The sequence below is a fragment of the Salinibacterium sp. ZJ450 genome, assembly GCF_011751885.2.
Taxonomy (GTDB): domain Bacteria; phylum Actinomycetota; class Actinomycetes; order Actinomycetales; family Microbacteriaceae; genus Ruicaihuangia.
In genome coordinates this window covers 1,833,867-1,857,750 of sequence record NZ_CP061771.1, presented here as the reverse complement: position 1 = coordinate 1,857,750, position 23,884 = coordinate 1,833,867, and the positions used below count along the sequence as shown (strand labels likewise).

Below are 23,884 nucleotides of genomic sequence, written 5' to 3'. Positions count from 1 at the left end.
TCTTCCTTGTTGAGACAGATCTTGCACAGCCTGACACGGAATGCTGGGGTGAGCCTTAACGGTTAACGACTATGCACCGGCAGTCTAGTTGTGACTTTCCTCTGTGACCGCACCGGCGTAGGATGGCGGATCGTGTCCGCGCGCTCTGTGGCGCGGGCCGTGGAAGGACCACATGATGGCTTTGGAAATCGATACCCACGCCCCCGACTTTGAGCTCCCCAATCAGTTCGGTGAGCACATCCGACTGTCCGAATTCCGGGGCAAGAAGCCGGTTGTGCTGGTGTTCTTCCCGCTGGCGTTCACGGGTGTCTGCACCGGTGAACTGTGCGCGCTGCGCGACAACCTCGAGTTGTTCCAGCAGAACGGCGTGGAGCTGATCGGCATCTCGGTCGACTCGAAGGCGTCGCTTCGCGCGTTCGCCGAGCAGGAGGGCTACGACTTCACCCTGCTCGCCGACTTCTGGCCACACGGTGGCGTGTCGAAGGAGTACGGCGTGTTTGTCGAGGAGAAGGGATTCGCGACGCGGGCCACCTTCGTGATCGACACCGAGGGCGTGATTCGCGCCCGCTTCATCAACGCTCCCGGTGAACCGCGTGACATTGCCGAGTATCGGACCGCGCTAACGCTGGTTACGCCCGCTCGCGTTGGCTGAGCCCGACGAAACCCCGTAATATAGACCCGCCCGCAAGGGTGAAGGGCCTTTAGCTCAGCTGGTAGAGCGCCACGTTTACACCGTGGATGTCATCGGTTCGATCCCGGTAGGGCCCACCCCTCTGATTCCCCATGCGTGATGGCGAGGATGGACAAGCGGATGAGCGTTCTCGTGGGAGTGTCACTCATCGTTGTTCCGCTGCTGTTCAACGCGTTCTACGCGGCCCTGGCGATCACCTTCGAGTACCCCGACATCCTGCGCCAGCCCAGCCGGGATGTGCTCGCCAAGTTCCGGGCGGGCGGTACCCGCCTCGTTCTGTTGTGGTGGGGCCTTGCCGTGTCGGCGGTGCTGTTCATCGCCATTGCCGTGCTGACCGCCAGCGTGATCCGCGCCGCTGACGGCACCCTGCTGCTGGCGACCGTCGTGGTCGGCGTTCTGGCGGGCCTCGTGCAGGCGCTCGGTCTGATGCGGTGGCCGTTTCTTGTGCCGTACCTCGCCCGCACCGCGTCGGACGCGTCGCTGCCGGCCGCCGAGCGGGATGCCGCGGGCGTGGTGTTTCAGTCGTTCAACCGTTACCTCGGGGTCGCCGTGGGCGAACACCTCGGCTACGCGTTGACCGGGCTGTGGAGCATCCTGTTCTCGGTCGCCGCGCTGACGGCCACCGACCTGCCGGTGTGGCTGAGCCTTGCCGGCGTCGTCATCGGCGTGGTGTTGATGATCGGCTCGCTTGAGTTCGTCGGCCCCGCCGAGCCGAACGGCTGGGCGCCTGCGGGCATGCTGGTGCCGATCGGGTACACACTGTGGTCGGTGTGGCTGATCGTGCTCGGCATCTTCGTGCTGATCGGCTGACCGGCCCCGCCTCGCACCGCTGCGCACACCCGTGTCTCGCGGGGCTAGCATGGCGCCACTGTGAACACTCGCTTGTACCGTCACGGCGCGCTCGAGTCGCGCGACTTTCCGATGGCCGACGTCTCCGATCTGGTGCTCGGCGAAGGCGTGGCGGTGTGGGCGGACTTCATCTCGCCGACCGCCGAGGACCTCGCGCAGATCGAGGAGGAGCTCGGCCTGCATCACCTCGCGATTGAGGATGCGGTGCACGAGTACCAGCGGCCGAAGCTCGACCGGTACGACACCCACCTGTTCCTCGCCGCGTACAGTGCCACGCTCGATCCTGAGACCGGTGAGCTTCAGGAATCCGAGGTGAAGGCGTTCATCACCCCGCACGCGCTGATCACCATCCACGGGCCGGAATTCGACATGTCGCCGGTGGTGCGCCGCTGGGACAACGACTCCCGACTCTCGACGCACGGGGCCTCGTTCCTGCTGTGGGGGTTGCTCGATGAGATCGTCGACGGGCATTTCGACACGGTGCAGGGACTGGACGAGCAGATCGACAGCCTGGAAGAGGCGCTGTTCGCGGAGAAACCGCGCAACGGCGACATCCAGCGCCGCTCCTTTGAATTACGCAAGAGCCTGGTGCGCCTGCGCCGCATCGTGATGCCGATGCGCGAGGTCGTCAACACGATCATGCGCCGCGACTTCGACGTGATGCCGCGGGAGATGATGCCGTATTTCCAGGATGTCTATGACCACGTTCTGCGGGCCACCGACTGGACCGACTCGCTGCGCGATCTGGTTACCACGATCCTGGAGACCAACGTGGGGCTGCAGGGCAACCGGATGAACATGATCATGAAGAAGGTGACCAGCTGGGCGGCGATCATCGCGGTGCCGACCGCGATCACCGGCTACTACGGGCAGAACGTGCCGTACCCCGGCTTCGCCGAGCCGTGGGGCTTCTGGTTCTCGTCCGCGTCGATTCTGGTGATCTCGTTCGGCCTGTACTTCACGTTCAAACGGCAGGACTGGTTGTAGACACCGCCAGCCGCAAGCTCAGCGTTCGATCACCACCCGCTCGTTGTGCACGCAGTGCGTCATGGTCAGGCCAGCGACATCACGCGGCCCGTTCGCGCCGAGGTTCTGCAGGCGCATGCGTTCCTCGTCGTTCAGGGTTTGACCGGGTAACGGATCCAGGTTGCGAACGTCGTCGGGGCGGATGCCGAGGCCTTCACCCACCCGCAGCCCCAGTTCGTCGTCGGCGAGCAGGAAGTGCCACACCATCCGCCGCTGCACGACGTCCGCCGCCTGCCCGATCAGCTCGACGAAGTTCGCAACGAGGTCGTCCTTCTCCCACTGCTCCATCAGCTGGTAGCGCTGCCCGGCCTGCAGATAGTCGTTGGTGCGGGGGATCCGCGCCCTGGTCAGCCGGCCGGTCAGCTCCGGACCCTCGATGTCATCCGTCGCGTACTGCGCCTCACGGAGCCCGCCGGTGATCGACGGCTCGTAGTTGACGTGCGGGTTCTGGCCGTGCCCTAGGTCGACGAAGAACGACATCTGGCCGCCGCGCTGATTGGTGGCGACCTCGGCGGATGGCGAGTTCACCGGCAGCTGCAGGTAGTTGGGGCCCACCCGGTAGCGCTGGGTGTCGCTGTAGCTGAACGTGCGGCCGACCAGCATCTTGTCGTCGGAGAAGTCGAGCCCGTCCACCAGCACGCCGGTGCCGAACGCGATCTGCTCGTTGTCCTGGTGATGGTCGCTGACGTTGCCGGTGAGGGTCATGGTGCCGATGAGCTTCGGCGGGAAGTCCTGTTCCGGCCAGGTCTTGGTGTCATCCAGGGGATCCCAGTCCAGTTCCGGATGCTCGTCGTCACTCATCATCTGCACGTACAGGTCCCATTTCGGCAGGTCGCCGCGGGTGATTGCCTCGTACAGGTCCTTCGACGCGTGACCCGTTTCGGTGGCCTGCACGTTCGCGGCATCCTGCGCTGTCATGCTCTTCACGCCCTGCTGGGGTTGCCAGTGGTATTTCACCAGCACCGTCTCGCCGGCCGAGTTGCACCACTTGTAGGTGTTCACTCCGAAGCCCTGCATGTGCCGGTAGTCGGCGGGGATGCCGCGGGGGCTGAATAGGTTCACCAGCATGTGCATCGACTCCGGGGTCTGCGACATGAAGTCGAAGATGCGCGCGGGCTCCTGCCGGAACGTGACGGGGTCGGGTTTCAGCGAGTGGATGACGTCGGGGAATTTGAGCGCGTCACGGATGAAGAACACGGCGAGGTTGTTGCCGACCAGGTCCCAGTTGCCTTCGTCTGTGTAGAACTTCACGGCGAATCCTCGCGGGTCGCGGGCGGTCTCCGCGGAGTCGCGGCCGCCGATCACGGTGGAGAACCGCACCGCCAGGTCGGTCTGCTTGCCAGCCTGTTGGAACAGACTCGCCCGGGTGTACTTCGAGATCGGCTCGTCACCCCACTTGCCGGTGGCTTCGAAATGACCGAACGCCACGGCACCGCGAGCGTGCACCACCCGCTCGGGAATCCGCTCCCGGTCGAAGTGGCTGATCTTCTCGAGGAACTGGTAGTTCTCGAGCGTCACCGGGCCGCGCGGGCCAACCGTGCGTTGGTTCTGATTGTCGTAAACCGGATGCCCCTGACGGTTCGTCAGGATTGCGCGGTCGTCGCCTTCTGCGGGAGCTTTGCCAGTGGGGTCGGTCATGATGCTCCTCTCCTTTCCTACCGGATCGATGTCGAAGAGGCATCTGTGCGAGTCCAGCAGAGGCGGTGGTATGCGTCAAGAGGCTGCGGCGGGTGCCGCGCTGATGGTGCACGTGCGGGTGGTGCGACTGCAGCCATGCAGGGCGCGGCGGCGCGCAGAACGGCAGTGATTCGCGACATCCGGCGGCGTGTCGGCGAAACTGAACGGCGTGTCGTGACGTTTCGCTGCCATTCTGCGCGGCGGGGGAGGTCGTCTGTCTAGGCTGGGCGGGACGGAAGGACGCACCGATGCTCAACCTTGACCCGTATGCCGAGCTGGCGAAGCTCAAGCAGGTGGCCACGTTCCCGGTTTCGAGTTCCGATTTCACGGATGGCGGCGACCTGCCTCGCGCGCACTACGCGGCGGATGCCGGCGGTCGCGACCTGTCTCCGCAGCTGACGTGGAGCGGCTTCCCACCCGACACCAAGAGCTTCGCCGTCACCTGCCTCGACCCGGACGCGCCCACCGGCAGCGGGTGGTGGCACTGGGCGGTGTTCAACCTGCCGCTGTCGGTCACCTCTCTGGAATCCGGCGCGGGGGACCCCACCCGCGGCCTGCTGCCGCGAGGGGCGGTTACCCTGCCGAACGAGAGCCGTGAGCCCGCATTCGGCGGTGCGGCGCCGCCGCCGGGCACGGGCGTTCACCGCTATATCTTCGTCGTGCACGCGCTCGACGTGCCATCCGTCAGTCTGGATGAGCGGTCCACGCCGGGAGTGCTCGGCATCAGCCTGTTCTTCCACGGTCTCGGCCGCGGCATCCTCACCGCGCACGGTCAGCACTGACTTCGGAGCGCTGTCGGAGCACTGTGGGAGCCGCCGTCGTGACGGTGTCGGCCGGTTGCGGCCGGTCGGCCCGGTGTACGGGCGGTAAACGCCTAGAATTCGGGTCATGGCCACCGTGGAAGACGCACCCGACGACCAGTCTGCTCCCGGTCCGCGCCGCTCCACCTGGGCACCGCCTCCTGGCGGTTTCGACGAGTCCGCATTGCGGGCCGGCGACCCCACTCGCGATGCAGTGCCGTCCGAGCAGCCGGTCGACCCAGAACCGGAGCCTGCGCTGCCGGCACCCCCGCCGCGCCGTTCGCTCGATGACGATGAGATCGTGCGCGCTCTCGAAGCCGCGCAGGGACCCACCACCGAAACCATCGACCTGATCGCTCAGATCGAGCAGCAGATGTCGCTGCGTGAGCGCGAGGTCGCCGAGTACCGCGAGTGGGAAGCGGAGATGGTGGCGCTCGGCACCCCCGATGCTTTCGCCGCCCTCGAAAACAGCCGCGGCACCTTCACCGGAGTGATCCCGGTGATCACCGCCGAGTCCGCCTACGCGGTGACGGTGCCGGTTCCCAGCGCCATCGACGAAGCGGATGTCGCTGACGGAGCCGATGTCGCTGACCGGACGGATGTCGCGGACGGGACAGCTACCTCTGACCGGGCTGCCGCCTACGCGCGCCCCAGTGAGGACGAGGACGCGTCGGCCGCTGACCTTGCCGCCGAGGACACCCCCGCGTCCCCGAACGAAACTGCGCCCGCGCCCGCCCGCGTTCACAGTTTCGAGGCCTTGCTGGCGGGGGCAGTTGACCTGCCGCACCGTGCCGAACCACTCGAGCTGGCGGAAGACCACCTCGCACCCTCCCTCGACCAACTGAGTCGGGGCTGGCGCAACGACGAGTTGAGCGGCTTTTCCGGGCCTGACTCGGCGATTGACGCTGCCGAGCCAGACGTTGACGCTGGTGACGCTGTGGAACCCGACGCAACCGCCTCGGTCTCGGACGTTGAGGTTGCGCAACCGCACGCCGACTCTGCCGCTCCCGCCGACTCTGCCGAACTGGCTGGCGCGGATGAACAGGCTGGCACCGCCGGGCTCGCCGCCACTGCCGCACCGGCGCAGGCCGCCGATCCGGTCGACACCACCCCGCCGCTCGAGCCAGCTGCGCCTGCCGAGCCCGCCATCACCGCCGTCCCCGCGCGCCCACGCGAGCGCACCCGTGCCTCGGTGTGGCAGGTCGAAGCCGCGGGGCTCGAACCGACTCCCCGTGAGGCCCGTACCGGTCGTGCGTCGCGCATGCTCTGGCTCTGGTTCGCGCTGTCGTCGTCTGCCGTGAGTATGGGCGTCGGAGCCGTAGTGTTCTCGCTCGGCCTAAGCCTTCGCCAGTCCATCGTCGCCGTGCTGGTGGGCGTGGGCCTGTCCTTCCTGCCGCTCGGCCTCGGTACCCTGGCCGGCAAGTGGAGCGGCCAGCCCACCATGGTGGTCTCCCGCGCCTCATTCGGGCTGCGCGGCAACATCGTGCCGGCGCTGCTCGCGGTCATTACCCGGGTGTTCTGGGCGGCCGTGCTGCTCTGGTTGCTCGCCACCTCGATATCGTCGGCGCTGGCACACGGCCAGCTGCTCGGCGCGCTCTCCGAAGGCCAGGCCAGCGCCATCGCACTCGCTGTGGCCTTCGTCATCGCCGCGGCGATCGCCTTCTTCGGTTTCCGGCTGCTTGCCATCGTGCAACTGGTGCTCGGCATCGCCAGCGCGGTTCTCGTGATCGGCCTGATCGTGCTCACCGCCGGTCGCATCAACCTGGACAATGCGCTGCTCGTGCCCGACGGTGACTGGTTCGTCGCCCTCGGCGGCGCGGTGGTCGTCTTCAGCGTGGTCGGACTGGCGTGGGCGACCAGCGCGTCTGACCTCGCCCGATACCAGCAGCCGGGCGCGCCGGGCGGCCGGTCGATGGTGTGGGCAACGGTCGGCGCCACAGTGCCGCCGTTCGTGCTGATCAGCTGGGGTGCGCTGCTCAGCGCCTCCGACAGCGCACTGGCCCCCGAGCTCGCGACAGACCCGATCGCGGCCCTCGCAGCGGTCGTTCCCAGCTGGTTCCTCATCCCGCTGATGGCGTCGGCGGCTCTGAGCCTGCTCGCCGCGGTCAGCGTGGCGCTGTACTCCAGCGGATTCGCGATTCAGGCCACCGGGCTGCGCGTGCCCAGACAGTTTGCGGTCGTGATCGGCGGCATCCTGCTGCTGATCGGTGCAGCGGTGCTCTCGGCGGCGGCGCTCCCGTTCGACCTGGTGCTGCGGGATGTCGCGACGACGCTCGCCGTGCCGGTCGCCGCCTGGGTGGGGATCTTCGCGGCCGAGCTGATGATCCGCAACCGCCGGTTCAGCTCGCGCTCCTTGCTGGCCTCCGGCGGCGCCTACGCCGACATGCGCTGGCTGAACCTCGGCGCGCTTGTCGTGATCACCGTCATCGGTTATGGCTTCACCGCCGCTACCCTCGACGGGTACGGCTGGCAGGGTTACCTCCTCGATGCGCTGAACGTGGCGCGCGACAGCCCGCTCGCACTCACCGACTTCGGCGTGCTGGTCGCCCTCGGGCTCGGCCTGATCACCCCGATCGCATTCGGTGTTTCCGCCATCAGGGATCAGGAGAGTGCGGGTGCGTAGCTCGTACACTGGTGCTGTGCCGCCCACCGTTCACGAGGTCAATTCCGCGATCCAGACGCTCTGGCCTCTCGATGGCGCGGAGCCGTGGGATGCCCCCGGCTTCCTGTCCGGAGACCCCGCAGCCCAGGTGTCGTCGATCCACCTGGCGGTCGACGCCGTCGCGGACACCGTCGATGAGGCGATCGAGCTCGGCGCTGACCTGCTGCTCGTGCACCATCCATTGCTGCTGCGCGGCGTCACCTCCATCGCGGAAGATCGCTACAAGGGCGCCCTGCTGGCGAGACTGATCCGCGGCAACTGCGCCCTGATCGCCGCCCACACCAACGCCGACGTGGTCGAGACCGGCACGTCCGCGGTCTTTGCCCACGCGCTCGGGCTGCACGGGCAGAAGCCGATCGTCGAGGGCACCCGACCGGGTCGCGGACTCGGCAGGGTCGGCAAGCTGAAGCAGCCGACATCGCTGGGCGCCCTGGCGCGCACCCTCGGCGATCTGCTGCCGGCCACCGCATCCGGCATCCGCGTCGCCGGACGCTACGAGCAACCCATCACGACGGTCGCGCTGTGCGGGGGAGCGGGTGACTCGCTGCTCTCCGAGCCGGCCGTGCTCGCCGCCGACGTGTACATCACCTCCGACCTGCGGCATCACCCGGCCTCCGAGTCGCGGGAGAACGCGCGCGTGGCGGGCGGTCCTGCGCTCATCGATGTCGCCCACTGGGCCAGCGAATGGCTCTGGCTTGCCGCGGCGGCCTCCGAACTGCGGGCGGCCCTCCCGGGCGTCACGGTTACGGTGAGCGAACTGCGCACCGATCCGTGGGACTTCACCGTCGTGCAATGATCGTCCCTCCCCACACCATCACTTCCACCACCGGTACCACGCCCATTCGGGCATCAAGGAGAATCGCATGGCGCTGAAAGCCAGCCCCGATCAGCAGGCTCTATTGCTTGACCTGCAAACGCTCGACACGCGGCTGCAGCAGCTGGCACACCGCTCGAAAGCGCTGCCAGAGCATGCGGCGCTGAACGCGCTGTTGACCGAGGCCGACGCGCTGCGGCGACGGTTGGCCGACGAGTCCGGGGAGGCCGAGGACGCGCAGAGCGAGCTGGCTCGCGTCGAATCGGATGTCGCGGTGGTCGAGGCTCGCATCACCCGTGACACCGACCGGGTGCAGCACTCCTCGTCGGTGAAGGACGTGAACGCGCTCGAGCAGGAGTTGGAGGCGTTGCGCCGTCGCCGGAGCGATCTGGAAGACATCGAGCTGCAGGTGATGGAGCGGCTCGAGGGGCTGCAATCCACCGTTGACGGCACGAAAGCCGAGCTGGCCGTGCTGAACACCCGGATCGCGGCGGTGACCGCTGAGCGCGATGCCGCACTGGCCAGCCTGGAGAGCGAGCGCAGCCACGCCTCCGCCAACCGGTCCACCATCGCCTCGAAGGTGCCCGCCGACCTGCTGGCCCTCTACGAGAAGCAGCGCGACCGCTACGGCTGGGGTGCCTCTCACCTGCGCGGCGGCGTGTCGAGCGCGAGCGGTGTGAGGCTCAACGAGTCGGACATGGCCGTCGTGCGCGCATCGGCCCCCGACGACGTGGTGCTCTGCCCCGACTCGAACGCGATCCTGGTGCGCACGAACGAGTCGGGACTCTAGACCACCCCGCCACCCCGCTCAGGGTCAGCGTGAAGCTCAGCCGAGCTGAAGCTGCTTGACACCGACTTGCGCGAGTAGATCGGCCGGGTTGTAGAACCGGTGTTCCTCGACGACTTCGCCGTCATCGTTGACTCGCGAGAACACGCCGAATTCCGTCGTGACAGTCTTGCCGGTTGCAGGAATCTCGCCGTCGGGCGTCACCATCGGACCCTGATGGGTTCCGGTCATCTGGAACCGACCCGCTGCGGTGTGTTCGTCGCCGAGCAGATCGATGATTTCGAACCGGGCGTCGGGGAAGGCACGCATGAACTCGGTGATGTCCTTCTCGACCGCGTCGCGGTTCCTGAGCGTCTCGGCATTCTGCGGATCGTAGACGAGCGTGTCGGGCGCATAGGAGCTCGCAAATGCTTCCATGTCGTGCCGGTTCAGTGCCTCGATCGACCTCTCGAAGTTTTCGCGCGCGTTCATGATGTTCCGTCTCCTTGACGTCTGTGATCATTGGGATGACTTCAGCGTGCGCCGTGCATCGCAAACGCGCAATGGGTCCCGGAGACGAAGGGCACCGGGGGAGTAGAGGAGGTCGGAGGGGCGAATGGGCCGGCTATTACGCCGGGTTCTGTCCCGGTGCCGGAAAGCACCATGGACGGCCATCTATCTCGGGGGTACGTTGCCGCAACCCTCTAGCGGTCTACCCGGGAACTCGGCGAGCAGCCTTAGCGTTCCCTGTCTGACCTTGCTCCGGGCGAGGTTTACCCAGCAGGCCCGATCACTCGGGCCTCTGGTGGTCTCTTACACCACCGTTTCACCCTTACCGCACGCGTGAGCGTGAGGCGGTCTGCTTTCTGTTGCACTTTCTCGCGGATTGCTCCGGGTGGGTGTTACCCACCGCCCTGCTCTGTGGAGCCCGGACGTTCCTCGGCGGCTGTTTCCAACCGACGCGACCGTCTTGCCGACCCATTCGCGTCAGCCAGTCTACCTGCCGTGCGCCTGCTGTTCTGCGGTCGGGCGCACCGCAAGAGCCGCGGCGCCGAGTATCCCGGCGTTGTTGCGAAGCTCCGCCGGCACGATCGGCGCCCGCAGCTTGAGCAGCGGCAGGAACTCCTCGTAATACTTCGAGACGCCACCGCCAACGATGAACAGGTCGGGGGAGAACAGGAACTCCACGTGCGAGTAGAACCGCTGCAGCCGTTCCGCCCACTCTGCCCAGCTGAGCTTCTCGTTCTCCCTGGCGCTGTTCGCCGCCCGCGACTCGGCGTCGTAGCCGTCGATCTCCAGGTGCCCCAGCTCGGCGTTCGGCACCAGCACGCCGTTATGGATCAGCGCCGAACCGATACCGGTGCCGAGCGTGGTCATGATGACCAGGCCGTCTTCGTGCTGCGCCGCCCCATATCGCGCCTCGGCGACGCCCGCGGCATCCGCATCATTGACGAAGTGGATGTCGCGACCCAACGCCTTCTCGAACAGCTTCTCCGCGTTCAACCCGATCCACCGCTTGCTGACGTTCGCCGCCGACATGGTCCGGCCGTGCAGCACGATCGCCGGAAAGCAGACACCCACCGGCATCCGGTCGTCATCCACACCCAGCTGAGTGATCAGGTCAAGCACGCAGTCGACGATGGCATCGGGCTCGCCGCCGGACGGGGTGGAGATCTTGATCCGGTCGCTGATGCGTTCCCCGCTGTCGACGTCGACGATGCCGCCCTTGATGCCGGTTCCGCCAATGTCGATTCCTACTGCAAGCGTCATCGCTGTGCCCTTCGTCGTGTGTCGGAAGCGTGTTACGGAAGCGTCAGAATGTCGACGCCTCGGTCGGTGACCACCATGGTGTGCTCGAACTGGGCGGTGATGCTCTTGTCCTTGGTGGTGACGGTCCAGCCGTCGTCCCACATGTCCCAGTCCGCGGTGCCGAGGGTGAGCATGGGTTCGATGGTGAAGACCATGCCGTGCTGGATCACGGTGTCGAACGCGGGGGCGGCGTCGTAGTGCGGGATCACCAGTCCCGAGTGGAAGGCCCGGCCGACGCCGTGCCCGGTGAAGTCGCGCACCACCCCGTAGCCGAAGCGCTTGGCATAGCTCTCGATGGCCCGGCCGATCACGTTGATCTGCCGGCCCGGTGCGACCGCTTTCATGCCGCGACGCAGCGACTCGGCGGTGCGGGTGACGAGGTCGCTGACCTGGGGCGTGGGCTCACCGACCGTGAACGTCATGTTGCTGTCGCCGTGCATGCCGTTCTTGAACGCGGTGATGTCGATGTTGATGATGTCGCCGGCCTCGAGCACGGTGTCATCCGGGATGCCGTGGCAGATCACCTCGTTGACCGAGGTGCACACCGACTTCGGGAACCCCCGGTAGCCGAGGCAGCTCGGATACGCGCCGGCGGCGACCACGAACTCGTGCCCGATGGCGTCCAGGTCGTCGGTGGTCGCACCGGGCCGAACCGCCACACCGACGGCGGCGATCGCGTCCGCGGCGATCCGCCCGGACTCGCGGATCAGTTCGATCTCGTCGTGCTCGTACACATCGCCGCCGGCGTACGGCGACGGTTCCACGCGGCCCACGTACTCCGGCCGGTCAATGGTGCGGGGCACCGCCCGCATCGGACTCACCCGTCCTGGCGTGAGATGTCCATGCTTATCCCTCGGCATAGGATCGATGTTACTGATCCACGGAGGTCCCCATGGGCGAGTACTGGTACAACACCCGCACCGGCGAGGTGGAAGAGGGCAAGATCTCGAACTCGATCGATCGGGCCGGGCCGTTCGCGACGCGGGAAGAGGCCGCGCGGGCGCCGGAGATCATCGCGGAACGCTCCCGCAAGTGGGCAGCAGAAGAGGCCGCCGACGACACGAAGTAGCGTCGTCTGCGGCCCCTCACAAAGGTGCTGCTAGAGCAGTCCTGCGCTGTTAGATCAGGCCCTGGGCAAGCATCGCGTCGGCGACGCGCACGAACCCGGCCGAGTTCGCGCCAACCACGTAGTCGCCGGGCTTGCCGTACTTGTCGGCGGCCTGGTACGACGCACTGTGGATGCCGCGCATGATCGTGCGCAGCTTGTCCTCGCTGGATTCGAAGTCCCAGCGCTGACGGGCCGCGTTCTGGCTCATCTCCAGGGCGGATGTCGCGACGCCACCCGCGTTTGCCGCCTTGCCGGGGGCGAACAGCACACCGGCCTGCTGGAAGGCGTGCACCGCCTCGGGGGTGCTGGGCATGTTGGCGCCTTCGGCCACCGCCACGACACCATTCTTGATCAGACGGTACGCGTGGGTCTCGTTCAGCTCGTTCTGGGTTGCCGAGGGCAGCGCGATGTCGCCCGGCACGTCCCAGACGCTTCCGCCAGAGATGAACCGCGCCGACGAGCGGCGTTCGGCATATTCCGACACCCGGTGGCGTTCCACCTCTTTGATCTGCTTCAGCAGGTCCACGTCGATCCCGGCCTCATCGACGATGTAGCCGGAGGAGTCTGACGCGGTGATCGCCGTGCCGCCAAGCTGCTGCACCTTCTCGATCGCGTAGATCGCCACATTGCCGGAGCCGGACACTACGGCCGTGCGACCATCAATGCCTTCACCCTTCACCGCGAGCATTTCCTCGGTGAAGTACACCGCCCCATAGCCGGTGGCCTCGGTGCGCACCTCGGCGCCGCCCCACTGCACACCCTTGCCGGTGAACATGCCGGACTCGTGACGGTTCGTCAGCCGGCGGTACTGTCCGAACAAGAAACCGATCTCGCGTGCGCCGACACCGATGTCACCCGCGGGGACGTCGGTGTGCTCGCCGAGGTGGTGGTACAGCTCAGACATGAAGCTCTGTGAGAACCGCATGATCTCGGCGTCGCTGCGGTTGTGCGGGTCGAAGTCGGAGCCGCCCTTCGCGCCGCCGATGCCCTGCGCGGTGAGGGCGTTCTTGAAGATCTGCTCGAAGCCGAGGAACTTGATGATGCCGAGGTTCACGCTCGGGTGGAACCGGAGTCCGCCCTTGAACGGTCCGAGCGCAGAGTTGAACTGCACGCGGAAGCCGCGGTTCACCTGCACCTTGCCGGCGTCGTCGGTCCACGGCACCCGGAAGATGATCTGCCGCTCCGGCTCAACCAGCCGGGTCAGGATGCCGGCGTCGACGTATTCGGGATGGTGGGCGAGCACCGGGGCGATTGAGTCCAACACCTCACGGAGTGCCTGATGGAACTCTGGTTCGCCGGCATTGCGGGCGACCGCGGTCTCGTAGACGTCGTGGAGCGTTCTGGTGGCAGAGGGGGTCATGCAAACCTTTGGGGATTAATACGGGAAACGAATTAGCTAGACGTCGTAGCTGTGCTCGGGGCCGGGGTAGGTGCCCGCGTCGACGTCGGCTCGATAGGACGTGACGGCTTGTGTGAGCACGCCCTTCAAGTCAGCGTACTGCTTGACGAATTTGGGGATGCGACCGGTGCTGAGACCGGCCCAATCGGTCCAGACTAACAACTGACCATCAACGTGAGGTCCCGCACCCACCCCGATGGTCGGAATTCTCAGCTCTTTAGTAACTTGAGCCGCGGCATCCGACGTGACCATTTCCAGCACCACGGCGAACGCGCCGGCGTCTTCCACGGCGTGCGCGTCGGCCAGCAACTGCGCGAGCTGGGGGGCGCGTCCCTGGATCAGGTGGCCGCCGAGGCCGTGTTCGCTCTGCGGTGTGAAGCCGATGTGCGCCATCACCGGGATGCCGGCGGAGACGATGCGCCGGATCTGCTCCGCGCTGCGCACCCCACCTTCCAGCTTGACGGCGTGCGCCTGCGTTTCCTTCATGAACCGGAACGCGGTGTGCAGCGCCTCGTCTGGGCTGGTCTCGTAGCTGCCGAATGGCATGTCGGCGATGACGAAGGCACGCTGAGTGGCGCGGGCGACAGCACGGGTCAGCGGGATCAGCTCGTCGACGGTGACCGGCAGGGTGGTGTCGTAGCCCATAACGTTGTTGCCCGCGGAGTCTCCGACCAGCAGGAAGTCGATACCCGCCGCGTCGAAGATCTCGGCCGTCAGCATGTCGTAGCTGGTCAGGCCCGTGATTTTGATGCCCTCGTTCTTGGCATTCTGGAAGTGGCGCGTGCGCACACGCTTCACCGGTTTGTCAATCATGGGTAAACCCTAGTTGCTCTCGGTTCGTGTGACGCCCTCAGTAGTCGCTCGGGCGATACGTGATGGGCAGCCGGCGGTCCCGGCCGAATGCCATCCCGCTGATCTTCGGCCCGATGGCGCCCTGGCGCCGTTTCCACTCTGAGCGGTCCACCAGCCGCGTCACCGCGTGGACGAGTTCCCGGTCGTAGCCGAGCGCGACCACGTCATCGTGGCCGAGCGCCTCGGTGATGTAGGCGTGCAGGATGCCGTCAAGCACGTCGTATGGCGGCAGCGAGTCCTGGTCGACCTGACCCGGTCGCAGTTCGGCGCTCGGCGGCTTGATGATCGAGTTCAGCGGGATCGGCGGCGTCTCGCCGCGCGCGATCGCCGCCTCGTTCCGCCAGCGCGCCAGCTCCCAGACCAGTGTCTTCGGCACGTCCTTGATCGGCGCGAAACCACCGGCGGAGTCGCCGTAGATGGTGGAGTAGCCGACCGCCAGCTCGGTCTTGTTTCCGGTGGTCAACACCAGGTGACCGGCCATGTTCGAGGCGCCCATCAGGATGATCGCCCGGATGCGCGCCTGCACGTTCTCGGCGGCCAGCCCGGTGAGGCCGAGTTGGTTCTCGACCGGATGCACCAGGTCCGCGATCGGCTCGACACTGTAATGCAGGCCGAGAGCGTCGGCGAGCTCATCCGCGTCGGAGCGGGAGTGATCGCTGGAGTATCGGCTCGGCATCGAGATGCCGTACACCCGGTCGCCCCCGAGCGCGTCGACGGCGAGTACCGCGCAGACCGCGGAGTCGATGCCGCCCGACAGGCCGAGAACCACCGAGGTGAATCCGTTCTTGTTCACGTAGTCGCGGGTGCCGGTGACCAGCGCGTTCCACAGCTGCTCCCGGTCATCCGGCAACACGGCGATGTCGGCCGGAACCGGCTGCCGGTCTGTGCGGTGGGTGGTCAGCTCTACACGGTTCACATTCGGCGGCAGCGGCGTATCGGTGGCGTCCGCGGCGTCGACGTCGACGACCAGCAGGTGCTCCTCGAACTGGGGTGCCCGCGCCAGGATGCGGCCCTCACCGTCGACGACGACGCTGTCGCCGTCGAAGACCAGGTCGTCCTGCCCGCCCACGATGTTCACGTATGCCACGACCGTGTCGGTCTCGATCGCGCGGCGGGTGACGAGCGGCAGCCGCACCTCGTCCTTGTCGCGTTCGAAGGGGGAGGCGTTGATCACCACGAGCACTCCGGCATCGGCCTCGAGCACCCGGCTGACCGGTCCGCCGTCGCGCCACAGGTCCTCGCAGATGATCACCGCGACATCCACATCGTCCAGCCGCACCACCAGCAGTTCGTCACCCGGGATGTAGATGCGGTACTCGTCGAACACCGAGTAGTTCGGCAGGTGGTGCTTGGCGTACCGGGCCTTGACGTGGCCGTTCTGCAGCACGCTCGCGCAGTTCTGCGCGATCGCGGTCGGCGCGTTGCTGGTGCCGAGCAGGCGGGCCTCGACCGGGCCGTCTGGGTGGCCGACGATGACCACCAGGTCGCCGTACCCGGCGTCCTGCAGCGCCTTGGCGAGCTTCGGCACGGCGTCATGGCACTCGACAAGGAAACTCGGCCGGGACGCCAGATCTTCGATCGGGTAGCCGGAGAGCGCGCATTCGCCGACCATCAGCAGGTCGGCGTCCTGTTCGAAGGCCCGACGCGCGGCATCCAGGATCTGCGCCGCGTTGCCGGCGATGTCCCCCACAACAGGGTTGGTCTGGGCAAGCGCCAAGCGGAGACGGGGCATACCCAGTAGCCTAATAGCGCGGGACGAGGGGTCCCGGCGGGCATGCAGAGGAGCCAGATGGACAAGCAGCGGGACTTCGTTCTTCGCACCATTGAAGAGCGTGGCGTGAAGTTCATCCGGCTGTGGTTCACCGATGTGGTTGGCACCCTGAAGAGCGTCGCCATCGCCCCCGCCGAAGTGGAAGGCGCCTTCAACGAGGGCATCGGCATCGACGGCTCCGCCATTGAAGGCCTGACCCGCTCGTTCGAGGCGGATGTCATCGCCCAACCCGACCCGGCAACGTTTCAGATCCTGCCGTGGCGCGGCACCGTCGACCCGACCGCCCGCATGTTCTGCGACATCCTGACCCCCGATGGCCAGCCCGCCGTCGCCGATCCGCGGAACGTGCTGAAGCGCACCCTGGCCAAGGCAGCCGACCGCGGCTTCACCTTCTACACCCACCCCGAGATCGAGTTCTACCTACTCAAGTCGCCGAAGCTCAAGAAGGGTCGCCCGGTGCCGGTGGACTCCGCCGGATACTTCGACAACGTTCCGGGCGGCACCGCGCACGACTTCCGCCGGCGCTCGGTGCGGATGCTGGAAGACCTAGGCATCTCGGTGGAGTTCAGCCACCATGAGGTGGGACCTGGGCAGAACGAGATCGACCTGCGCTACGCCGACGCGTTGACCACCGCAGACAACATCATGACCTTCCGCACCGTGGTGAAGGAGGTCGCGATCGAGCAGGGCGTCTACGCCACCTTCATGCCGAAGCCGCTGGCCGGGCACCCCGGCTCCGGCATGCACACCCACCTGTCGCTGTTCGAAGGCGACGGCAACGCCTTCTACGAGCCCAGCGGCGAGTACCAGCTCTCCAAGATCGGCCGGCAGTTCATCGCGGGCCTGCTCACTCACGCGCCGGAGATCACCGCGGTGACCAACCAGTTCGTCAACTCCTACAAGCGCATCTGGGGCGGCGACGAAGCGCCCAGCTATGTCACCTGGGGGCACAACAACCGGTCGGCGCTCGTGCGCGTGCCGCTGTACAAGCCGGGCAAGGGCACCAGCGCCAGAGTGGAGTACCGCGGCATGGACTCGGCTGCGAACCCGTACCTGGCGTTCTCGCTGCTGCTGGCCGCCGGACTGAAGGGCATCGAAGAGGGCTACGAGCTTCCCTCCGAGGCCGAGAACGACGTCTGGCACATGACCGACGCGGAACGGCGCGCCCTCGGCTACCGTTCGCTGCCGTCCAGCCTCGACCGCGCGGTGTCGCTGATGGAGGAGTCGGAGCTGGTGGCAGAGACCCTCGGCGAGCAGGTCTTCAACTACGTTCTGCTGAACAAGCGCAAGGACTGGCACGACTACCGGGCGCAGGTCACGCAGTACGAGTTGGAGAGCAACCTCGAGATCCTGTAGCCGCACACCGCGATGACGCAGCGCACGCAGGTCACGCTCACCGAGCTCGCGCGGCTGGGGTTCGGGTCGCTCGGCGCCACGAGGGAGCAGCTCACCCGGTTCGACCGTTCTCTGCTGCCCGCGTTCGGCCGAGCCGCGGATCCCGATCAGGCGCTGCAGCAACTGACCCGACTGGCGGAGCGGGCACCAGAGCAGCTGACGCCGCTGCTGACGCAACCGGATGCCGCGGAGCGACTGATCCGGGTGCTCGGCGCGTCCGAGGGGCTCGGCGACTTCCTGCTGCGCCGCCCGGAGCACCTTGCCGTGCTCAGCGCGCCGCCGCGGTTGCTGCCGCAGGACGCGTACACCGATGACCTGATGGTTGCGGTCGACGACGCCGAGGGTGAAGACGCCTGGGTGCGCCTGCGCATCCAGTACCGGCGCCACCTCACCGTGATCACGGCCTGGGACCTCGAACACGATGATCCGCTGCAGGCGGTCAGCTCGGTCGCGGCCGCCCTATCCGACCTCGCCGGGGCCGCCCTCGAGGTGTCGCTGGCCACAGCCAGACGCGACGTCCAGTTTCCGGCCGACGAGGTGGCCGCGACCTCCCTGTCGATCATCGCGATGGGCAAGGCCGGCGCCAGGGAACTGAACTACGTGAGCGATGTCGACGTGATCTTTGTCGGTGAGGGCGACGGCAGCATCCCCGCCGACCGGGCCATCCAGATCGCCACTCGCCTGGCCATGCAAACCATGCGCGGCCTCGGCGAGCTGACCCGCGAACCCGTGCTCTGGGAGGTCGACGCGAACCTGCGGCCGGAGGGCAAGGACGGGGCGCTCGTGCGAACCCTCGAATCCCATGTCGCGTACTACGAACGGTGGGCGAAGAGCTGGGAGTTCCAGGCTCTGCTGAAGGCCCGTCCGATCGCCGGTGACCCGGCGCTCGGCGCCCGGTACACCGCCGCGATCAGCCCGTTCGTCTGGGCCAGCGCCGCCCGGGACAACTTCGTGCACTCCGTGCAGCGCATGCGCGAGCGCGTCACCGAGAACATCCCGGCCGACGAGGTGGATGTGCAGCTCAAGCTGGGGCCCGGCGGTCTGCGGGACATCGAGTTCACGATCCAGTTGCTGCAACTGGTGCATGGTACGCACGACCCCAGGATCCGACAGACCGGAACCCTCGACGCGCTGTCGGCGCTGGCGACCCACGGCTACATCGGTCGCACCGAGTCCGCAGACTTCGCCCGCGACTACCGCCTGCTGAGGCTGCTTGAGCATCGCATCCAACTGGCGCAGCTGCGGAGGACCCACCTGATGCCGCGCGACAAGGACGCCAGGCGTGTACTGGCCCGCGCGACCGGCCTGTACGCCACCGCGGACGAGCTCACCGCCGTCTGGCTGCGCACCAAGATCCAGGTGCGCTCCCTGCACGAGCGCCTGTTCTACCGGCCGCTGCTCGCCGCCGTCGCCGACCTCACCGACGGCGGCATCTCCCTATCCACGGAGCAGGCGGCCGCACGTCTGACTGCGATCGGGTTCCTCGACCCGCAGGGGGCGCTGCGGCACATCGCGGCGCTCACCACCGGGGTATCCCGCCGGGCGACCATTCAGCGCGCCCTGCTGCCGGTCATGCTGCAGTGGTTCGCCGACGGCGCCGACCCCGACCAGGGCCTGCTCGCCTTCCGACGGCTGAGCGAAGACCTGGGCGAAGCGCACTGGTTCCTGCGCATGCTCCGCGACTCCTCTGGCGCCGCCAGCCGGCTGACGCACGCGCTGTCGGGGTCGCACTACGTGGTGGCGCTGATGGAGCGCATCCCGGAAGCGGTCGCCTGGCTGGAACGCGACGACGACCTGCGACCGCGGTCCGCCGCGGCCCTCCTTGACGAGGCCCGCGCCACGGTCGCACGGCACGAGGACGCCTCGGCCGCGGCGCACGCGTTACGCACCCTGCGCCGGCGCGAGGTGCTGCGCCTTGCGCTAGGCGGCATCCTCGACCTGGTCTCGATCGACGAACTGGCACAGGGGCTGACGGACATCGCCACCGCGGTGCTGACCGGGGTGCTGCAGATCGCCAGGCGCGAACCCGACGACATCGAGTTCGGCATCATCGCCATGGGCCGGTATGGGGGAGCGGAGCTCGGCTTCGGCTCCGACCTGGACGTCATGTACGTCTACCGGGCGGTGGACGGCGCAGAAGGCGGCCAGGCCGCCGCCGAGCGCATCGTCAGAACGCTGCGGCAGCTCACCGAAGACCTGCGGCTGCCGTTCGACCTCGACATCGGCCTGCGACCGGAGGGCAAGAACGGGGCGGTGGTGCGCTCGCTCGACTCCTATCGCGCCTACTACCGCCGGTGGTCGCTCACCTGGGAGGCGCAGGCGCTGCTGCGGGCGCGGGGCGCCGTCGGCGATGCCGACCTGCTAGGTGACTTCGAGGCGCTGGCCGACGAGGTGCGCTATCCGGCGAATATTGCGCAGAAGGATGTGCGTGAGGTCAAACGCATCAAGGCGCGGGTCGAGGCGGAGCGACTGCCACAGGGCGCGGATCCGGCGCGGCACGTGAAGCTTGGCCGCGGCTCGCTGAGCGACGTGGAGTGGTTCGTGCAGCTGCTGCAGCTGCAGTACGGCGCGAGCCTGCCGAGCCTGCGCACCACCTCGACGCTGAAGGCGCTGGCGGCGTCTGTCGACGCAGGACTGGTCGCCGCCGAAGACGCCGAGAAGCTGCACGACGCCTGGCTGATGGCCTCCAGGGTGCGCTCGGCGATCACCCTGTGGAGCGCGAAGACCTCCGACGTGCTGCCGAGCGACCACCGCCAGCTGGAGGGCATCGCCCGGCTGCTCGGGTACCCCGCCGGCAGCGCCCAGCAGCTCGAAGAGGACTACCTGGGACTCACCCGGCGGGCGCGCCTGGTCTTCGACCGGCTGTTCTACGGCGACCCCACCGCCGCCTCTCCGACCCGCGGCTAACCGCCCAAGTCGCTCGTTCCGCTCGCGAACGGTGACCCGAAGGTTACGGCAAGATTAAATTTTCGTCATGTGCTGGGCCCGGATGCTTGTACCCCGATTGCCCGCGGCGCGGCAGAGCGGGACCGGTTGTGAGCGCCTTACCCCCGTTTGAGGGGTACAGCGGAATTCGTTGAGTTTCCGCCGATTCTGGGGACCGCAACATCCGAGATGTCCTCGAAAATTGGGACACGACTAACGCGTCCCTCGAATGGGGGACTACGAGCCCATTTTGGCCGTCAGAACCCGGTTTCAAGCGATTTGCGAGGTGACCGTGCGCCCGTTTGAATCAAGGCGAGCTCCTCGAGTCTCACGTCGTTCCCCAGTGCCGCGGAACACCTCTCAACCACACTGAAGCGAAAAGGGTCCGGCGTTGTTTATCTTTCTGCTGCAACTCAGGCACATGCTCGAGGGTCACGCCGAGCTGTACATGTTCGCCGTGTACTCGGCCCTCATCTGGGGCCTCTGGATTCTCAAAGTGGTGCTCTCGCGCCGCTACCGGGCGTTCACCGGGGCCTACCACGGCACCACCAGCGTCGTGGTTCCCGTCGTCGATGAGCCGCTGGAACTGTTCCGCGATGTGATCGGCCGGATGGTCGAGCAGCGCCCCGACGAGATCATCGTCGTCATCAACGGCGCCGAGAACCCCGCCCTGGTGGAGGTCTGCGAGGAGTTCGCCCCGCTGGTGCGGTGGACGCACACCCCGATCCCTGGCAAGCGCAACGCGGTCAAGATCGGAACAGAGATGTCGCGCGGCGACATCACCGTGCTCGTCGACTCCGACACCGTCTGGACCCCCGGAGCGCTGAGCGAGCTGCTCAAGCCGTTCGCCGACGAGTCCGTCGGCGGCGTCACCACGCGCCAGCGGATCCTCGAGCCGGAGCGCAGCTGGCTCACCCGCTGGATGGACTGGCTCGAGAACTCCCGTGCGCTGTACTCGATGCCGGCGCAGAGCGTGCTCGGCCAGATCGGCTGCCTGCCGGGGCGCACGATCGCGTTCCGCCGCAACATCCTGATGCGCGTCATGGACAAGTTCATGCACGAGAAGTTCCTCGGCGTGTTCCTCGAGGTCTCGGATGACCGCACGCTCACGAACCTCACCCTCAAGGAGGGCTACCGCACGGTGTACCAGCACACCAGCCTGGTCTTCACCGACGCCCCGCTGGAGATCAAGAAGCTGTTCAAGCAGCAGCTGCGGTGGGCGCGTGGCAGCCAGTACAACACGCTGCGGATGCTGCCGTGGATGCTCGGGCACGCCCCGGTGCTTGCGCTGTTCTACGTGATGGACATCATCCTGCCGTTCCTGCTCGCCGGCGTGCTCGGCGGCTGGATCTACCGGGCCGCGACCGGTCAGGGCTACAACTTCTACGAGGTCTTCCTCGAGGAGTACGGCGTGCGCGCCGGCCTATTCTGGGTGCTTGCACTGATGGTGGTCTCCTCCGTGCTCAGCATGGCGATCCGACAGATGCGCCACCTCGCCGAGAAGCCCAGCGACTTCCTGCGCCTGCCGGTGTTCATCATCGTGTCGACCATCTTCCTGATGCCCATCCGGCTGATCGGCTTCTTCCGCATGGCCCACGCCAGTGGCTGGGGCACGCGGGCCGGCGCCTATGCCGGTGGCGCCGAGAACGACGAGATCGAGGCCCGCGAACGCGAAGGCCAGCCAGAGCTGGTCATGGCGGGAGCCGCGAGCACGCCACACGGGCCGGGGATGACGGCCGTGTCACCCAAGCGCGCATCAACCCGCACCTCAACGGCACCGCGCAAGAAGCCGCGGCGCAAGTTGAACCCCAAAGCTGCCATCCCGTACCTGATCGGTTTCGGAATCTTTACCCTGGAGGCGATTCTCATTGTCTAACGCAACACAGTCCTGGTGGGCCGGCACCACCACACGAGCACGGTGGACCGCCGTCGCCGCGGGAGCCATCGCCCTCACGCTGATTGCGATCAGCGCGGTGGTGTGGTCTTCGCCATCCAGCCCGGTGCAGCAGGCGATCGGCGCGGCCATCGACGAGCCGACGCGCGAAGACGAACTGATCGAGGAACGCGGCAAGCTGCTCGACCAGGTTGTCGCCCTGAAACACCAGCTGAACCAGTCCGAATCCGGGCTCGCGTCACTCAGCACGGAACGGGACACCCTGCAGCAGAGCCTGTGGTCGGCCGAGGGCCAGCTCGAGGCGATCGCCGCGGCGAAGGCCTCCGGCGCTGGCAACTCTGGCAGCTCTCGCGGATCAGGGTCCGCGAAGAGCGTGGCGCCGGCCAAACAGGCCAGCGCGACCGTCAACCGCGAAGAGCCCCGCGCCACCCCTGTCGCGGAACCGATCACCGCCCCGGCGATCGACCAGCTGCTCAATCCGTCGTCGAAGTACTTCGGCATGTACACCGAGCAGGCCCCCTTCAACTGGGCCACCTTCGATGACACCGCGTCGCGAATCGGAGTGAACCCTGGTTTCGTCGGATACTTCGGCGGCTGGGACGAGAACTTCCGGGCCAACGCCGTGCAGCGGTCCTGGGAGACCGACCGTCTGCCGGTCCTGACCTGGGAATCCCGGCCGATCGCGGCCAAGAACGACGAGGTCAACGCGCCGGAGTACTCGCTGCCCCGCATTCTCGATGGGGCGTTCGACGAGTACCTGCACCAGTACGCCCGCGATGTCGTGGCCACCGGACTGCCGCTCGGCATCCGCCTGAACCATGAGATGAACGGCGTCTGGTACCCCTGGTCCGAGATGGATAGCAAGGGCAACCCGATCAACGGCAACCGCCCCGGCGACTACGCCAAGGTGTGGAAGCACGTGCACGACATCTTCGAGGCCGAGGGCGCGAACGACCTGGTCATCTGGATCTGGGCGCCGAACCGCGTCGACAACGTGCCGGCCAGCCACAAGACGCCCGAGTACCTGGCGAGCCTGTACCCCGGAGACGAGTACGTCGACTGGATCGGACTCTCCGGTTACCTGCGCCCGGCGTACAAGAGCGACTTCAAACCGACGTTCGACTACACGTTCGGCGCCAGCCTCGCGGCGGTCCGGCAGGTCGCCGACAAACCGATCCTGCTTGCGGAGGTCGGCGCATCCGAAGTCGGCGGGTACAAGCCGAAATGGATCACCAGCTTCTTCGAGTCGCTCGCGAGGCCGGAGAACGACGACATCATCGGGTTCGGCTGGTTCAACCTTGCCGTGACGACGTACGTCGAAGGCGAGCGGCTGACCAACGACTGGCGGGTGACGTCTCGACCAGACTCGCTCGAGGCCTTCATCGCCGGAATCACCGCCGAGGGGAGTGGCTATGCCACGCACTAGCAAGAACAGCACCACCGACT

19 protein-coding genes, 1 tRNA gene and 1 other RNA gene are annotated in these 23,884 nt (G+C 66.9%); 13 read left to right on the top strand and 8 right to left on the bottom strand.

The genetic code is table 11. The features are described from left to right. The first annotated feature begins 175 nt into the window (after positions 1-175). From HCT51_RS08770 to HCT51_RS08755, 4 genes are all read left to right on the top strand, one after another. Positions 176-652 carry a peroxiredoxin gene (locus tag HCT51_RS08770; RefSeq protein WP_166872847.1) on the top strand — a complete coding sequence of 159 codons (477 nt, stop codon included), beginning with the start codon at positions 176-178 and terminating at the stop codon, positions 650-652. Between the two features lie 43 nt (positions 653-695). Beyond that, positions 696-768 (top strand) — tRNA-Val (locus HCT51_RS08765). A gap of 43 nt (positions 769-811) precedes the next feature. After that, positions 812-1,501, top strand: coding sequence for a DUF4386 domain-containing protein (locus tag HCT51_RS08760; protein ID WP_166871599.1), 690 nt, complete (start codon positions 812-814; stop codon positions 1,499-1,501). Between the two features lie 60 nt (positions 1,502-1,561). After that, entirely contained in the window at positions 1,562-2,527 is a 966-nt protein-coding gene (locus tag HCT51_RS08755; RefSeq protein ID WP_224760742.1) for a magnesium transporter CorA family protein, read from the top strand. Positions 2,528-2,545: 18 nt separating this feature from the next. On the opposite strand, the gene HCT51_RS08750 is transcribed toward HCT51_RS08755, so the two are convergent. Beyond that, on the bottom strand, positions 2,546-4,204 hold the full coding sequence (locus HCT51_RS08750; RefSeq protein ID WP_166871602.1) for a catalase: 1,659 nt from the start codon (positions 4,202-4,204) through the stop codon (positions 2,546-2,548). A 287-nt stretch (positions 4,205-4,491) separates the two neighbouring features. On the opposite strand from HCT51_RS08750, the gene HCT51_RS08745 reads away from it, so the two are divergent. The 4 genes from HCT51_RS08745 to HCT51_RS08730 all read left to right on the top strand — a co-directional run bounded on the left by HCT51_RS08745 (position 4,492) and on the right by HCT51_RS08730 (position 9,309). Continuing rightward, entirely contained in the window at positions 4,492-5,025 is a 534-nt protein-coding gene (locus HCT51_RS08745; protein WP_166871605.1) for a YbhB/YbcL family Raf kinase inhibitor-like protein, read from the top strand. Positions 5,026-5,131: 106 nt separating this feature from the next. Then, positions 5,132-7,666 carry a cytosine permease gene (locus HCT51_RS08740; RefSeq protein WP_166871607.1) on the top strand — a complete coding sequence of 845 codons (2,535 nt, stop codon included), beginning with the start codon at positions 5,132-5,134 and terminating at the stop codon, positions 7,664-7,666. A 16-nt stretch (positions 7,667-7,682) separates the two neighbouring features. Continuing rightward, on the top strand, positions 7,683-8,501 hold the full coding sequence (locus HCT51_RS08735; protein ID WP_166871624.1) for a Nif3-like dinuclear metal center hexameric protein: 819 nt from the start codon (positions 7,683-7,685) through the stop codon (positions 8,499-8,501). Between the two features lie 67 nt (positions 8,502-8,568). Further along, entirely contained in the window at positions 8,569-9,309 is a 741-nt protein-coding gene (locus HCT51_RS08730; protein ID WP_224760741.1) for a zinc ribbon domain-containing protein, read from the top strand. A 36-nt stretch (positions 9,310-9,345) separates the two neighbouring features. Here HCT51_RS08730 and HCT51_RS08725 read toward each other — a convergent pair whose 3' ends face one another. From HCT51_RS08725 to map, 4 genes are all read right to left on the bottom strand, one after another. After that, positions 9,346-9,777, bottom strand: a complete 432-nt coding sequence (locus tag HCT51_RS08725; RefSeq protein ID WP_166871627.1) for an ester cyclase — start codon at positions 9,775-9,777, stop codon at positions 9,346-9,348. Positions 9,778-9,898: 121 nt separating this feature from the next. Beyond that, an RNA gene (gene rnpB, locus HCT51_RS08720) (RNase P RNA component class A) lies at positions 9,899-10,266 on the bottom strand. Between the two features lie 15 nt (positions 10,267-10,281). After that, the gene (ppgK, locus tag HCT51_RS08715) at positions 10,282-11,055 is read right to left on the bottom strand and encodes a polyphosphate--glucose phosphotransferase (protein ID WP_166871630.1); all 774 of its coding nucleotides are present in this window, start codon (positions 11,053-11,055) and stop codon (positions 10,282-10,284) included. Positions 11,056-11,087: 32 nt separating this feature from the next. Continuing rightward, entirely contained in the window at positions 11,088-11,954 is an 867-nt protein-coding gene (map, locus tag HCT51_RS08710) for a type I methionyl aminopeptidase (RefSeq protein ID WP_166871633.1), read from the bottom strand. Positions 11,955-11,986: 32 nt separating this feature from the next. On the opposite strand from map, the gene HCT51_RS08705 reads away from it, so the two are divergent. Beyond that, complete coding sequence (locus HCT51_RS08705; protein WP_166871636.1) at positions 11,987-12,163, top strand: SPOR domain-containing protein; 177 nt, start codon at positions 11,987-11,989, stop codon at positions 12,161-12,163. Between the two features lie 49 nt (positions 12,164-12,212). On the opposite strand, the gene gdhA is transcribed toward HCT51_RS08705, so the two are convergent. Genes gdhA through HCT51_RS08690 form a run of 3 tightly spaced genes read right to left on the bottom strand, consistent with a single transcriptional unit; the run spans position 12,213 to position 16,185 of the window. Then, complete coding sequence (gdhA, locus tag HCT51_RS08700; RefSeq protein WP_166871639.1) at positions 12,213-13,562, bottom strand: NADP-specific glutamate dehydrogenase; 1,350 nt, start codon at positions 13,560-13,562, stop codon at positions 12,213-12,215. A 36-nt stretch (positions 13,563-13,598) separates the two neighbouring features. Beyond that, positions 13,599-14,414 (bottom strand): 3-methyl-2-oxobutanoate hydroxymethyltransferase, encoded by an 816-nt coding sequence (gene panB, locus HCT51_RS08695; RefSeq protein WP_166871642.1) that lies wholly within the window; start codon positions 14,412-14,414, stop codon positions 13,599-13,601. A 37-nt stretch (positions 14,415-14,451) separates the two neighbouring features. Then, positions 14,452-16,185 carry an NAD+ synthase gene (locus tag HCT51_RS08690; RefSeq protein ID WP_166871644.1) on the bottom strand — a complete coding sequence of 578 codons (1,734 nt, stop codon included), beginning with the start codon at positions 16,183-16,185 and terminating at the stop codon, positions 14,452-14,454. Between the two features lie 57 nt (positions 16,186-16,242). Between HCT51_RS08690 and HCT51_RS08685 the strand changes: the two genes are divergently transcribed. The 4 genes from HCT51_RS08685 to HCT51_RS08670 all read left to right on the top strand — a co-directional run bounded on the left by HCT51_RS08685 (position 16,243) and on the right by HCT51_RS08670 (position 23,864). Beyond that, positions 16,243-17,580, top strand: coding sequence for a glutamine synthetase family protein (locus HCT51_RS08685; RefSeq protein ID WP_166871648.1), 1,338 nt, complete (start codon positions 16,243-16,245; stop codon positions 17,578-17,580). A 12-nt stretch (positions 17,581-17,592) separates the two neighbouring features. Continuing rightward, positions 17,593-20,526, top strand: coding sequence for a bifunctional [glutamine synthetase] adenylyltransferase/[glutamine synthetase]-adenylyl-L-tyrosine phosphorylase (locus HCT51_RS08680; RefSeq protein ID WP_166871651.1), 2,934 nt, complete (start codon positions 17,593-17,595; stop codon positions 20,524-20,526). Positions 20,527-20,935: 409 nt separating this feature from the next. After that, positions 20,936-22,420: a glycosyltransferase gene (locus HCT51_RS08675; RefSeq protein ID WP_166871654.1), complete on the top strand. Its 1,485-nt coding sequence runs from the start codon at positions 20,936-20,938 to the stop codon at positions 22,418-22,420. Next, positions 22,413-23,864 carry a glycoside hydrolase family 26 protein gene (locus HCT51_RS08670; RefSeq protein WP_166871658.1) on the top strand — a complete coding sequence of 484 codons (1,452 nt, stop codon included), beginning with the start codon at positions 22,413-22,415 and terminating at the stop codon, positions 23,862-23,864. The genes HCT51_RS08675 and HCT51_RS08670 overlap by 8 nt, the downstream gene beginning before the upstream one ends. Positions 23,865-23,884 lie beyond the last annotated feature (20 nt).